Raw genomic sequence first — 12,955 nt, forward strand, 5'->3', positions numbered from 1 at the left:
CTACGCCCTACGGCGCAGCCGTAGTATGGGTGCCTGAGCTAAGACCACGGAGAACTGCGCAAGGTCACGGATTATTTGGCAGCGACATCGAAGCGCAGGTCACGGGACGTGAACGACCGCGTCGAACGTGGCGGTGCTTGAAGGGAACCCTGGGCTTCGGTGCCCACGGTTCTGACGGTCACTGTTCGATGTGTACTCGTCGAGTGTCAACTTCTTCCCGCGGGGAAGAGGATGACCTTTGATGACGAAAGCGCAACTTCAACTCGTAACGCACCTTCGGGCGGTGATCCGGTAACTTCGACAAGAGTGATCGCGTGCCGGACCGCAGGATCAGCAGGTCGTGGTCTGCAGTGTCCTCGGCGATGCCGTGGAGCCACGCTCGGCGGGTCGGATCGGGGCGGCGCGACCGACGACGATGTCGTCCCACGAACCATCGGGGCGAATCTAGCGGCGGCCAGGTGTGTCGGTGCGACAGAATGTGCGCATGGCTCGCGACCGTTCGCCCAGACAGCGCTTCTACGACACGGCGACCACGTGGGCGGCAGATCGCGGAGCAGACAACGCGAAGCTCATCGACGCCGCCGTGACCGCCCTACTCGCGGGGTTGGATTCGCCGACGCTGCGCGAGATCGCGGCAAGCCAGCCGGGAGACGATACCGATGACCTCCAGACTCTCCTCGACGCCACCGCCTCGGAGCTCCTCTTGCCGCGGCTCGGGTCGCTTGCACTCACCGATGTCATCGCCGACGACGGGACGATCGGGCCGCGCGTCGCCGTCGAGAACCTGCAGCTGAAGGTCGTTCACGCTGACACATTCGACGACTTCGAGGTGCAGGTCTTCATCGATGGAGTCGAAATGACGTCCCGAGCGGCCGGCGCCGGAATGGGGCCGTTCACGCTGTTCGTACCGGAGAACCGACTCGTCGCGACGACTGAACCGCACGTCGCCCCGATTGCCCGATGCCAGTGCGGCGAGTACGGCTGCGGCGTCACCGACGTTCGCATCGTGCGACACGATGGCGTCGTGCACTGGGACTGGCTCGCCGAAGTTCCGATGCCGCACGGCGTGACCTTCGACGCAGCGGAATACGACGCCGAGATCAGCCGAGCAGCTTCCGACCGATCCTGGGAGCGCCCAGAGGACTTCGTGCGCCGCGAGATCGTCGTGCGTTCCGACGCGCACGCGCTTTGGCAGGTCGGTCTCGCGCTGCGCTCGGCCTGGCGCGAGCGGGACCAACCCGACCGGATCCGCTTGTCACTCGACACGATCGACAGGAACTACCAGGTGTTCTTCCTCCTCGATTTCGACGAGAGACGGCCAACCAGCACCGTCGACGAGGCACTCCGCGTCCTCGCTCGTCCACCTGCGGTTTGGGCTGCCGAGTTCCACGCGATTCGACCGGACGTGACTGCTAGGCCCGCGATGGCGGGGGCGTCGTGGACGCGGTTTGAGTTCCCGCGACGGGCCGCACGATGAGCTTTTTCAGTAGCTGGGAGCCGGTGCACAACCCTATCTCCGTCCTCGGATGGCTTGAAGATCAGGAGGATCCGCTCACGGGGTACTGGGCGCCGTCGGTGTTCGAAGACTCGACGTGGATCCTCCACGCGATGTACCAGGACGAGTCGCTCCTCGGCCTCGGCACGCACGACGACGTCGAAAAGGAGTCGATCCGCCGCGGTCTTCGGGGTGCCGACGTCGTCGGTGGTATCGACCTTTCCGCGGCAACCGTCGACTCGGGCACGCCGCTCGGCTGGGCCGAGAGACCGGATGGTCCATGGAAGCGTCTGCGCTGGCGCGAGCACTTCGGACCGGCGATGGATGCCACGCTCGATCGACGGCCGTGGCCTCCGAACGATGCGGCGCTACGTTCCGGTCAGTCCTGGTCGGCGTCGATCTCGGCGCCGCCCGAGGGCTCCCTGGACGAGGCATCCCTCGACGCGCTCGTCGATGTTCTGGCGGGCGTCGGCGGCGCGGCGGCGCCGATCCTGGCGTTCTACGGTCAGGTACCTGCCAACAACTACGAATCGCCGACGTTGCTTGTCGGCGGTCTGGACTCGATCGGAGAACTTGTCGACCAGTTCGGCTCTACGCCTTCGAACCTGTGGCCGGCGGACCGGTCATGGTTCGTCATGACGGACTGGGACATCACGTCGACTTGCCTCTGGGGCCCGACGGCGCTCGTCCATGGGGTGAGGCAGCACGACGACCTCGAAACCGTCGACTGGGCGCCGCCGCAACATGTCTCGGGAGCGCATGAATGATGGGGCCAGGCTACCGAGCGGTTGCACTCCGACTCGCGGGGCGGCGCTTTTTGGCCGTCACCTACTTCGTCCTCGCCTGGAATAGCGACGCGGATGGTCACACGCTGGAGGACTGGGAGTATGGGTCCGTCCACACGCCGACCATGGGGGTCGCGCTTCGCGCAGACGACGGAGGTGAGTTCTTTGCTACTTGGGAGCAGGCCGAGTGGGACTTTGGCATGAGGATCTGGGAGGGGCCGCCGCGGCTCGCCGATCATGCACTCGGCAACTTCATCGACGTCACGGAACACCGACTATGGAAGCCGCTGTTGGGGCGTCCGCTCGAAGTGATTCTTGGACCCGACTGCGATGGCGGTGGTCGGGCGCTGGCGTGGATCGAGCTGCGGACGGGTGTCCACGTGGCACGACTTCAAGCCGGCGAACTTGACGACTCCGACCGTCGAACGCCACACAAGACGCTAGGGCTGGAGGGGGTGCTCGTGGAGTTCGACACGGCGCCCTGACCGGGTTCGCGACGCAATCCGATGAGTGACGTACTGGCGCGATGGCCGATCGAACGACACCCCGTTCTCATCGAGCGCGTTGTAGACGGCCAACTGCCCGTCGTCGAAGCACAGATGCACAGCGACCATTCCGTCGGCCATGTCGCCGCCTTGCCATTCCAGCAGTGTGATGTCCCGAAGGTGTTGGCCTTCAAGCCTCGCCAAGTCGGGGACGGCGCCCGTGCGCCATACCAGGTCGAATTCCGGATAGGCGACGGAGGCGAACGGGTCGACCGTGCTCCACGTCAGTGACAGGTCGTCGAACTTCTGGTGCTGGATCTCAAGCTGCTCGCCGTCGAGGTCGAGAAGGACGGGCGCGTCGGCGAACCATTCGTCATTCTCGCGGTCCCAGAGGAGCCAGGCATGCGTCAAGCGCCGGCCGACGAGCGAGGCGAGGCGGCGCCCGTGCCTGGCCTGGATCGATCTGAGTCCCCGTTGCCAGGCCGGCTTGTAGCCCTCGATTCCGAAATACGGGTCCGACCTCACGGTGCCCAAGTTACGGTGCCCAAGTTACGGCGCCCCAGGCAGCCAATCACACACTGATCACACACGAGAACGAGAAACGGCGTCTGACGCTGCCAAACGCTGCCAAGCGTTCGTGCAGGTCAGACGCCGTTTCGGTCCTCCTCACGGAGGTCGCTCAACCCCGACTGTCAGATGTCGTAGTAGAGCTCGAACTGTCGGGGGGTGTCGCCTGACCTGCGAAAGTATCGCTGACCTGCCCGTTTGACAGCTGGTGAGCGACTGTGCTTGATGGTGAGTCGTGCCGGGATATGTCCACCCGCATGTCCATCTGAGGGTGGCAACTGGCGGGAATCGGACATAGGCAGCTCTGTCGCACAGAGACGGGGGAGCGAGCTGCATACAGAGCTCGTACCCCCCTCGTCGTCGGGGCTCGCGGTCCAGGCGTAGGGGGCACGTTGTCGGGCCACATTCGCGCCAGTCGGGGTGCCCCGTAATCACTCGGGCAGGTTGATGTACCGCTCCACGATGAGCGGGCGCTTCCAACGGTTCTTGAACACCACTCGCGCCAGCAGCAGCAGGGGGCCGTGCAGGTCCGTCTCGTATCGGAAATCATCCTGGGGGCTCTGGACCTTGACGGGGCCCTCGGTGAAGTTTCGGCCGAACGAGTATTCGACCTCCTTGACCGTGCCGGCGCTGAGTGGGCCGTCGCGGTGCTGAACCAGCTGGACGCTGACCGTCCACCATGGACGGCCGTCGTCCCCGTCGGGTGAGGTCGTGGGCTCGGCGCCGTGGGTAAGGAAGATTCCCTGCCGTCGGCGGTACTCGTTCTCGCGCAGCAGGTGCCATTGGTCGGTGCTCCATGCATGGGCGTCGAACCGGAACAGCCGCACCTCGTCGCAGATGACGACGACGGCGGCGAGCCCGGTCAGGCCGCCGGCGATCCACCAGAAAGCAGGCTGGACCGGGCTCGTGGAGAGGGCCAGGGCGAGAATGCTGCTGAGCCCGGCTGCGCCGACGACCTCGGCAATGCGGCGCGGGGCGGTGTCGCGGGTCGGCGCGAGGGCGCTGGGGTAGCGGTCCATCGTCGGATGCTATGGGCGTCCAGCCCTCCCGTCCCGAGGTGGGTCCGACAATCACCCGACCCTTCACCTCGTCGGGGTCGGCGCACTGGCCTGTGGGGGTGCAGTGAGCGAGGCGCGCCACGCCCGGCCCGTCCCAAGGCCAACGGCCCGACGAGTCGCTAGCCTCGCGCGCATGCGATCCGAGGATTCAGCCGCGCTGATCAGGGAAGCGTTCGATGCATGGGCCGTGCGGATCACCGACCCCGAACGGTTCGGTGCGGTTCTGCCGGGAAGTGTTCTCGCCGCCCAGCAGGCGCCTGACCTGCCAGGCGAGCGTGACCTCCCTAAGATGGCGTGGCGCTCGATGGCCAACGCGGGCGAGCACGTGGCCGCTGCTAACCATGTGATCGCCACTGGCAGTGTTCTCGTGAAGCCGTTCCTGACGCTCGCCCGAACCACGATGATCGGCGCAGCGAGAACCCTCTACCTGCTGGAGCCGGACGAGCCGGACCAGCGGTGCATCCATGCCCTACGGCTTCTGCGGACCGAGAGCAAGGACGTGGACCGCCTCATTGGCGTCTGGGAGGCCGAGGTGGGGCGGCCGGCCAACCCGGACCTGCGAAAGCTCGCCGACGATCTGAGAACTGAGACCGAGAACGCGTTGATACAGATGGGGGAGAACCCCCGCAGCGAGATGGCCGACGCCGCCCTGCTGTCCCACGCGGCTAAGCGACTGTCCCACCTTCCCGGTGACCCGCTCGCACGGCTGATGGAACTCTGGAACTTCAGTTCCGGCAACGCCCACGCCCGGACGTGGACATGGGACATGGGCCTGGAGCGCGGCAAGGACTACGCGGGGCAGTTCGCCCGCGTGTGGTCGCTGCCCATGTACTTGATGGACGAGGCATGGGAACTCTGGAACGAGCGTCGAGGCGCGACCCGGACGTGATTTGTCCCACCCTGCCCCGATCCGTGGGCCATCGGTCGGCAGCGGCCCTCATCGGCGCCAGTCGTTGAACCTTCGACCTTTGCAGAGGGAATAAAAGACTGGCACGGGGTTGGCCGGGGGTCTCGGCTCAAAAAGCACCCGGTGGTTCCGGCGACGTGGCGTGCTTTGGCGCGCGAGCATGGAGCGATGGAGCCCAGAGACATCGACGCCTTGCCCAACTTCCTACGCGCCAATGCTGACACGCTGCCCGATCCCGAGGCAGCGCGCCTGGTGCTCGCGGCTTACGAGGATGACCTGGCCGAGTTCCGCGAGCACCCGAACTACGGCAACCCGCTGGTCGCAGAGACCCCAGTTCTGGACGGACCGCCGACCCTTGAACGCATCTCGGGGCGCCTCGACGGGCTCTTCTATGCGCTGAAGGTCTTGGCCGTGCCCTTGGCCGGTCAGCCCGGCTACAGCGCCGAATGGCGGGCCGAATGACGGGTGTCTCGCATGGGGGGTACCTCGGCCGGGAGTGGGGGTGCCTGCCTGGCCGGGCAGGGGTACCCCGGCTCACGAGGTAGGGGGTAGCACGACGGCCCCGCCGCCCGCCCCCGCCATGGGGTGTGTGCGCGGCGAGGCCGTCGTGGTCTAGGGGTGGGGCTACCGGACAGTGATCTTGGCGCCGGGGAACGTCCGCACCTGCTGCCTGCCCGCCGCACGGCCGGACGGGGCTGCCCCGACCTCCAGGGCGCGCAGGTTCAGTTCGTCGCTGCGCTCGCGCCGCAGGGCCTCGGCGGCGAACCGGGGCACGTCGGCCACGCGCTTCACGGCGGTGTCGGCGAGGCCGAACGCCGGCCGGTCAGTCAGGCTCACCTCGCCGAGCCGCATGCCTTCCGCCCGGCGTGCTCGGCTGCCGCTGCCCGCTTCCGGCCCCATGCGGGCCTTGAAGCCCGCACTGAGACCGACCCGGCCGAGGTCTACCAAGGCCAACATCCGGCCCTCCAGTTCGCCGGCGCGCAGCTCCAGCCAGACCTGCAACCCCTCAGCTCGGCGTTCGATGCCGACCAGGGCGCCGCAGCGCACACCCGTGACGTGGCCCCAGTGCACCGCCACGTCGTTGACGTCCAGGCTCACCACGTCCATCTGACCCGTATGGGTCACGATGTGACCAGGGTGGTGGCTCACGGCGTAGGCGGGCATCGCGATGCCGGTCACGACCCGAGAGGCCGGGTCGTACTTCTCGAGAATCCCGCGCGGTTCCTCTCGCCGGGCGCGGGCCGCCACGACGGCATCGAAGCCTGAGCGCGTCGTGGTCCACGGCAGGCCGCCCGGGTCGTTCGGCGACGTCCAGCGCGCCAGCGCGTCCACGACGTCGTTGGGGCTGTAGGTGTTCGGCAGCCCGGCGGCGAGGCGCTCCAGGTCGTCCGCACGCAGTTGCACGCGGCGATCCTCGGGCAGATGGGCGTGCACGTCTCGTGCGAGTAGCGCGCGCTCGTCGGGGGTGGTCGGGTAGCCGTTCGTCGTCATCGTGCCGTCTCCTTGCCTGCCCTCAGGTGGTCCCACTGTCGGCCTCGGGCCATCAAGGCCTCGGACTCGGCGAGGATGGCGCGGCGTCGTTCGGCCAGGGCTTCCTCGTCGGGCTCGGGCTCGTGTGCGTCGTCATCGGCGCCTGCATCGACCTCGGCGGCGGGGTGCACGCGGTCGTCGTCCGCGCGGTCGTCGCTGTCGTGGTGGTCGCGGTGGTCGCCGTGGTTGTCGGTGGGCGCGGGGGTGGCTTCCACGTCCTCGTCGCCGTCCAGTTCATTCACCTGCTGCACGGCCACCTCCAGGCCGGCCTCGGCCGCCAGCGCTCGCGCGGCGGCCCTCACGTCATCGTCGTCCAGGTACGGGGCGAGCGCCGTCAGCGCGCGCCGTCGTGCTGACCATCGTGTTGAGCTCATCGCGCGCCCTCCCATGCGAATCGCAGCTGCGTCGTGACGGTGCCCGCCGCGCGCCCCAGGCAGTCAGGGCCGGTGCAGCTCGTGCCGAGGTTGAACACCACGGGCACCCAGCGCGACTCGGCGTGCTGGCGGTCCACGGGGCTCAGGTTCATCCAGGCTTCCCTGGGGCCGACGTAGACCGCGCCGCCGTCCAGCCCGGCCCGCAGGACGTGCACGTGGGCGCGGCCGTCGGCGATCAGGTCGTTGAGCGCGTCGCGGATGCCGTCGGGGTCGTAGCCCTCACGGCGGGCGGAGCTCTCCAAGTCCCAGAGCGACCAGTCGCCGGGCATCTCGTACATCCAGGTGAGCAGGCGGTCGGTCAGGGCGGTCAGGTTGGTCAGGGGCGCGGTTGCCATCGTGGTGCTCCATTCGAGTAGTGGGGTTGAGGGGGGTGTGAGCTGAGAACCGCCTGGCCGTCGTCATGGCGGGTGGCTCGCCGGTGTTTCCGCAGGTCGGACCGTGGCCAGATGTGTCGCTTTGGTGTGCGGGTGAAAACAGGGCGCCCGAGCGGCGAATGGCTCCACCGGGGGCGTGTCCGACACCTCTGGCCACGGTGTGACCTGCACCTTCATCGCCGGGTCACCGCCTCGGCAGCGGCTTGGAACGCCTCGCCCACGCGGTAGATGCCGTTGGTGGGGAACCGCCCGTCAGCACGGCGGGGCTCGTCGCTCAGGGTGTCCTCGATGAACTCCACGACGCCGAGCAGGTGCAGCTCGCGCAGCGCGCGCTCGGCCGACTTGTACGACGTGCCGATCCCACGGCGGACGGCAGTCACCGACGCCGGACCCCGTGCCGACAGGTACCGCAGCACCTCGCACCGCGCCGGCGGCATGGAGTCGTGCGCGAGCCGCAGCGCGAGCCGCAGCGCGTCGTCGCGGGACATGCCGACGGCGACGCCGCCGCGCAGTATCTGGCCGAGCTGCTTGAGGAACCGCGTGGGCGCCTCGGGCTGGTCGGCGGACATCGGTGTGCCGTCGCGCTGGTCGCGCTCCACGTTGGTCCGCACCAGGGTCACGAGGTCGGCGGCGTCCAGCAGCAGCTCCACCTCGTGGTCGCCCAGGTCGGGCACGGCGTCGCCCATGCCGGCGATGACGCCGCCGAACGCCGCGCGTAGCTCGGTGCGCATGCGGACCTCGTGACCGATGTTCGCCAGCGCCTGCCGGCCGGCGGCCCGGCGGCCCGTGCGCGAGTCGATCCGGACCACCAGGAACCGGTCGCCCATCGTGGCGATCACCGCATGGTGGTTGTCCCACGCGGACGTCACCGCGCCCAGGACGACGATGCGCCCCTGCCAGGTGTGCAGGGTGCCGCCGTCGGCTCCGACCTCTCGGGTCCAGCGACCGTCAGCGACCTCCCGGAACGCTGCCAGCACCTCGGTCCGGGCCTCGCGGTGCATCGAGAGGATCGACGTCACGTCCTTGATGACCAGCACGCCCCGGCTGCCGAGGCGTCGCAGCAGACCACCCGTGGAGGCCGCGCCGCGATCCCGTTTCGGCGACGCCGACAGTAGAGCTGCCTGCCCCGAGACGGATGACGTCACCAGCGCCGCCGCGCCCTCGGCCGCCATGACCGTCTCGGTCTTGGCGTTCCCCGACCCAGACAGCACCAAGACCCAGGGCGGGTCGCCGTCGAGTCGTTCGGCGGCCACGGCGGCGAGCGACGCCCGCAGCGCGTCCAGGTCGTAGTCCGGTCCGAGCCAGCGCCGGAACACCGCCTCGGCCTCGGCGAGCGTCGCCGGCTCGGGGGCGTGGTCCGCGCGCTCACCTTCCTGGTCGGCGTCGAGCTTGCCGGCCGAGGGGTCAGCAACGCCGAGGTCGACCAGCAGATCGTCGTCGGTACCGCCGTAGCCGGCTGCCCGCAGCGCCGACGCGGCGGGGCGAAAGTCGCCGCCGTGCTCGTAGTGCGCATAGACCGCGTACCGGTCCAGCGTGCCCTCGGTGGGCAGCTCGGCCACCGAGGTGCTGAACACCTTCAGCCGATCCGTCTCGGCGTTCACGATGGCGGAGTGCCCCTCGGTCGGCCGCTTGCCCGGCCGCGTCCACAGCTCCCCACCCGGCGTCTGCTCGCCCGCCTGCCAGCCGTAGGGCTCCAGCACGTCGGCCCAGGACGTGCGGGCGTTGAAGTCGTCGCCGGGGCGGTCCGAGGCTGAGCTTCCCGAGGACGCCGGCGGCGGACCGCCGCGCGCCGGTCGGGGCTGGCGCGGCACCGTCTCGTTCAGCACCTCGCGCACGACCCGGTGCAGCCCGGCCCGCTCGGCGGCCGTCACGGTGGCGATGGTGTCGGGTCCGCCGGCGAGCCGGTCCCACGACCCGCCGGACGGGTGGCACGTCCCGTTCGACGGCCAGGCGACCGCGTACCCGCCCTCTCCGCGCGTCTCGGCGAGCACCTTGGGCACGTCGTGGACGGTCAGCGTCTCCACGTGCGCGAGCGCCCGCCGGGTCTTGTCGCCGTCCCAGCCGGCGCGTCCGATCCGGTCGCGTTCCTGGGCGACGTGCTCGGCCAGCTCGGCCGGCGTCGCCGGGCGTTGCGCGATGCGGTAGTTCGGCGCCACGTCACCGTCCGCGATGCGGTAGCGCAGGTGCATCCCGCCGGACGGGGACCGCTCGGCCCAGCCGGTCACGATCCGCTCCCACACCTCGCCCAGCTCGGCGTCGTGCATCGCGTCTACGACGTCAGAGAGCCGGTCTATGACACGCCCCTCGAACTCCAGCAGCTCGCACCCCGACACGGCCCCGCAGACGATGCCCAGCCCGCGCGCCGGGTGGTCCTCGTGGTCGGCGCGCACCTGGGCCTCGGTCGGCAGATGGAGCTGGCGTTTGATCCATGGCACGGCCGGCGCCTTGGAGCCGTCCGGGCGGATGGGGACGGTGGAGTAGCCGGCAGCGTTCAGCGCCAGGGCGACGTCCAAGACGGATGGGCGCTGAGCCGTGGCATCGTCGGCCGACCTCGCGGCCGTGGTCGGCGTGCAGCTCTTGTGCCGCCCGACCCTCAGCGTGAAGGGATTGACCGGCTCGCCGCAGACGGTGCAGACGGTCGTGGTGGTCGTCGTCATGTCCGGCCACCTCCCCCGAGCAAATCGCCCAGGCGCTCGTCAGGGACGAATCCGAACACCGTCGAGTAGTGCACGCGCACGACGTGCCGGGCCGAACGCGCGTGCGACGCGGCGCCGCCGGTGTTGTCGATCTTGTAGCCGCAGCCGAGGCAGACCGCGCGCACGTCGCGCGCCCAGGTGATTCGCCGCATCTCGCCGGCGCGCGGACCGTCGATGCCGTCGGGGTCGTGCTGGTCGGACTTCGGGGCCGTCGTCATCGTGCTGCACCCCCTCGCGGTGGCAGTGGTGCGTGGGCGTCGCCGCCTCGGTGCGCGGCCGTGCAGCGCGGCTCGTGCCGGTAGACGCCGAGCACGGGGACGACGACGCCGGCACGGGCGGCCAGCCGGCGAGCGGCGCGGCTCGGGGGCTCAGGCCTCGCCCCGCAGAACGGGCACGGGCTGCCGCCGCCGGGGCGCGCCAGGTCTGTGCGTCCCTCGGTCACCTCGGTAGCCTGGACAGCACGACTGGTCCGGTTGCCTCGGCGGGTATCGCGCTGGTCTGCGGCCCCCGGCGTTCGCGCGCCGGGGGCTTCCTTGCGCGTCACCGCCGTCCGCCGTCGCGCTGAGCCTTGATCCAGCGGGCGACGTCGGCACGGTCGTAGGCCACGCGGCGGCCAATCAGGAAAGACCGAGGGCCACCGGCGCCGAGCCGGCGCCAGTGGCGCAGCGTCGCCAGGGGGATACCGAGCTCAGCTGACAGTTCCTCGATCCAGTAGTAGGTGCGCACCGGGGTCGCGGTCGTGGTGCTCATTACGCCTCCAGGTTGTGAGGGTGATGGCTGCCGGTTGTCGGCTGCGACCATCGTTGACAACCTGCGAGTGTTGCGTCAACACCCTGTGAGGATTCATACTTTGGCATGTGACTACCAACGACGATGAAGAACGACAGACGATGAAGACGCGCCCGCCCGAGGTGGTAGCCCTGGGTCGGCGCGTTCGGCAGGCGCGCGAGGCGCAGGGGTACAGCCAGCGGTTCGTCGCCCGACACTTGGCCGAGCGGCTGGGGCAGCCGTTCGCCCAGCAACAGCTGCACCGGGTGGAGACGGGTGCGCGTGAGCTGGCCGTGCGGGAGCTTGTGCATCTAGCCGAGGTGCTTCAGGTCGAGGTCGGCCAACTGCTGGCGCCAGCGGGTGATGCTGGCCTGTTCTACGACGTCCAGGGCGCAGACCGTGACGTGATTGTGTACATGGGCAGGATCAGCGATGACGTCAAGCACCTTGGCGAGGCCGAGGGGCGCCTATCTGGGGCGCTGGACCGGTACGCCGAGGCCGACCCCGATATGAATTTGTCGGTGCAGCGCACGAGGGCGCAGGCCGCACGGTCAATCGCCGACACGGTGGCCGCCGCACTGAAGGACGAATGGGCTGCGATGGCGAAGGCGGAGCGAGCATGAGCGCGGGCAGCCTCCCACCCGGCATCTCCGACGTCGGGGGTGGCCGCTACCGAGTGCGGGTGTACAGCCCTGCGACGCGCACCTACATCCAGCGCCGCGTCGTCGGTCTACGTGAGGCGCGCCGCGTGCAGGCCGAGCTGCGTGCCGACGCCGCCAAAGCTGACAACGGCCAGCGGCGAGGGAGAGCTCCGACCGTTGAGGCGTTCGGCGAGTCCTGGCGCGTGGAGTCGCGCCACGGGCCGCTCACGGCCGCCGACGTCGCCGCGACGCTGCGGCGGCATGTCTACCCAGGGCTCGGGCACCTGCGGGTGGACGAGGTGACGCACCGCGACGCCATGGGCTTCATGCGCCGCCTGGAGCAGAGCGACATGGCCCCGAGCACCCAGGGCAAGGTCGATTCCCAGGTGCGTGCGCTGTTCGCCGGCGTCGTCGCCGACGGGTGGCGGGACATGAGCCCGTTTGCCCGCGTGGGGCGGATACGCCTGACCCGTGCCCAGACGCGCCGGCAGAACGAGCATGTGCCGACGGTGGCTGAGGCGCTACGCATGGCGGACCTCGCCCGAGCGGAGGGGCGCGTGGACGTCTGGGCGTTCGTCCGCCTGGCCGTCGGCACTGGGCTACGTGGTGGGGAGCTCGTCGGGCTATCGGTCGATGAGCTCGATTACCCCCAACCCACGCGGCTGGAGGTGGTCCACCAGCTCCAGCGGCGGAGCGGGGGAGGGTTCTACCTCTGCCCGCCCAAGACTGACGCCGGGGTGCGGACGGTGCCGCTCGCGCCGGCCGTGGCCGACACTCTCGCGGTCCTCTCGGCGCACCGTGCGCCGCACGAGGTGAACCTGCCATGGGTGGAGCGCGGCGCTGAACGGGGACAGCGCACCGTGGAGCTGTTGTTCTCCGGGGCGTACGGCCCGGCGCCGGTGCACGAGTCCGTCCTGGCGCGCGCGGTGCGGGCGCTCGGCGAGCGCACCGAGCTGCCGGGGAGGGTCACGCCGCACAGTCTGCGAAAGACCTACACCACGACCCTCGGGGACGCCGGCGTGCCGTTGAAGGCGATCGACGCCGTAACCGGGCACGAGTCCTCAGGCCTCACGCTCGGGGTCTACACCAGCGTGACGGCCGAGGGCGTCGAGCGTGCCCGCCAGGCAGTGCAGAACGCCCTCACGACGGCCGATTCCGAGAATTCGGTTCGGGCGTCGTGAGGGTGTTCGCCAGGGCGGATATGTCCACCTGCAT

General features: G+C 69.5%; 15 protein-coding genes. 7 read left to right on the forward strand and 8 right to left on the reverse strand.

Annotated features, from left to right (window positions below):
• Positions 1 to 484 precede the first annotated feature (484 nt).
• Genes ABD254_RS19315 through ABD254_RS19325 form a run of 3 tightly spaced genes read left to right on the forward strand, consistent with a single transcriptional unit; the run spans position 485 to position 2,765 of the window.
• Positions 485 to 1,477 carry a hypothetical protein gene (locus ABD254_RS19315; RefSeq protein WP_344250429.1) on the forward strand — a complete coding sequence of 331 codons (993 nt, stop codon included), beginning with the start codon at positions 485 to 487 and terminating at the stop codon, positions 1,475 to 1,477.
• On the forward strand, positions 1,474 to 2,262 hold the full coding sequence (locus ABD254_RS19320) for a hypothetical protein (protein WP_344250430.1): 789 nt from the start codon (positions 1,474 to 1,476) through the stop codon (positions 2,260 to 2,262). Before ABD254_RS19315 ends, ABD254_RS19320 begins: the two co-directional genes overlap by 4 nt.
• Positions 2,263 to 2,312: 50 nt before the next feature.
• Positions 2,313 to 2,765 (forward strand): hypothetical protein, encoded by a 453-nt coding sequence (locus tag ABD254_RS19325; RefSeq protein ID WP_344250431.1) that lies wholly within the window; start codon positions 2,313 to 2,315, stop codon positions 2,763 to 2,765.
• On the opposite strand, the gene ABD254_RS19330 is transcribed toward ABD254_RS19325, so the two are convergent.
• Together ABD254_RS19330 and ABD254_RS19335 are read right to left on the reverse strand one after the other, a co-directional pair.
• Complete coding sequence (locus tag ABD254_RS19330; protein ID WP_344250432.1) at positions 2,721 to 3,290, reverse strand: hypothetical protein; 570 nt, start codon at positions 3,288 to 3,290, stop codon at positions 2,721 to 2,723. The genes ABD254_RS19325 and ABD254_RS19330 overlap by 45 nt on opposite strands.
• A gap of 473 nt (positions 3,291 to 3,763) precedes the next feature.
• Positions 3,764 to 4,351 (reverse strand): hypothetical protein, encoded by a 588-nt coding sequence (locus tag ABD254_RS19335; RefSeq protein ID WP_344250433.1) that lies wholly within the window; start codon positions 4,349 to 4,351, stop codon positions 3,764 to 3,766.
• A gap of 172 nt (positions 4,352 to 4,523) precedes the next feature.
• On the opposite strand from ABD254_RS19335, the gene ABD254_RS19340 reads away from it, so the two are divergent.
• Positions 4,524 to 5,279 carry a hypothetical protein gene (locus ABD254_RS19340; RefSeq protein WP_344250434.1) on the forward strand — a complete coding sequence of 252 codons (756 nt, stop codon included), beginning with the start codon at positions 4,524 to 4,526 and terminating at the stop codon, positions 5,277 to 5,279.
• Positions 5,280 to 5,465: 186 nt separating this feature from the next.
• Positions 5,466 to 5,759, forward strand: a complete 294-nt coding sequence (locus tag ABD254_RS19345) for a hypothetical protein (protein ID WP_344250435.1) — start codon at positions 5,466 to 5,468, stop codon at positions 5,757 to 5,759.
• Positions 5,760 to 5,921: 162 nt separating this feature from the next.
• Here ABD254_RS19345 and ABD254_RS19350 read toward each other — a convergent pair whose 3' ends face one another.
• The 6 genes from ABD254_RS19350 to ABD254_RS19375 form a co-directional block, all read right to left on the reverse strand.
• Positions 5,922 to 6,788 carry a hypothetical protein gene (locus ABD254_RS19350; protein ID WP_344250436.1) on the reverse strand — a complete coding sequence of 289 codons (867 nt, stop codon included), beginning with the start codon at positions 6,786 to 6,788 and terminating at the stop codon, positions 5,922 to 5,924.
• A complete protein-coding gene (locus ABD254_RS19355) occupies positions 6,785 to 7,129 on the reverse strand; it encodes a hypothetical protein (RefSeq protein ID WP_344250437.1) in 345 nt (114 codons plus the stop codon). Before ABD254_RS19355 ends, ABD254_RS19350 begins: the two co-directional genes overlap by 4 nt.
• 68 nt (positions 7,130 to 7,197) lie before the next feature.
• Positions 7,198 to 7,596, reverse strand: coding sequence for a hypothetical protein (locus tag ABD254_RS19360; protein WP_344250438.1), 399 nt, complete (start codon positions 7,594 to 7,596; stop codon positions 7,198 to 7,200).
• 212 nt (positions 7,597 to 7,808) lie between these two features.
• Positions 7,809 to 10,292 carry a bifunctional DNA primase/polymerase gene (locus ABD254_RS19365; RefSeq protein ID WP_344250439.1) on the reverse strand — a complete coding sequence of 828 codons (2,484 nt, stop codon included), beginning with the start codon at positions 10,290 to 10,292 and terminating at the stop codon, positions 7,809 to 7,811.
• Positions 10,289 to 10,549, reverse strand: coding sequence for a hypothetical protein (locus ABD254_RS19370; protein WP_344250440.1), 261 nt, complete (start codon positions 10,547 to 10,549; stop codon positions 10,289 to 10,291). The genes ABD254_RS19365 and ABD254_RS19370 overlap by 4 nt, the downstream gene beginning before the upstream one ends.
• A gap of 322 nt (positions 10,550 to 10,871) precedes the next feature.
• Positions 10,872 to 11,081, reverse strand: coding sequence for a helix-turn-helix domain-containing protein (locus ABD254_RS19375; protein WP_344250441.1), 210 nt, complete (start codon positions 11,079 to 11,081; stop codon positions 10,872 to 10,874).
• A 107-nt stretch (positions 11,082 to 11,188) separates the two neighbouring features.
• Between ABD254_RS19375 and ABD254_RS19380 the strand changes: the two genes are divergently transcribed.
• The gene (locus ABD254_RS19380; RefSeq protein ID WP_344250442.1) at positions 11,189 to 11,722 is read left to right on the forward strand and encodes a helix-turn-helix domain-containing protein; all 534 of its coding nucleotides are present in this window, start codon (positions 11,189 to 11,191) and stop codon (positions 11,720 to 11,722) included.
• A complete protein-coding gene (locus ABD254_RS19385; RefSeq protein ID WP_344250443.1) occupies positions 11,719 to 12,921 on the forward strand; it encodes a tyrosine-type recombinase/integrase in 1,203 nt (400 codons plus the stop codon). The genes ABD254_RS19380 and ABD254_RS19385 overlap by 4 nt, the downstream gene beginning before the upstream one ends.
• Positions 12,922 to 12,955: the final 34 nt, after the last annotated feature.

Origin of the sequence: Isoptericola hypogeus, from assembly GCF_039531145.1 — a bacterium.
Classification (GTDB): domain Bacteria; phylum Actinomycetota; class Actinomycetes; order Actinomycetales; family Cellulomonadaceae; genus Isoptericola; species Isoptericola hypogeus.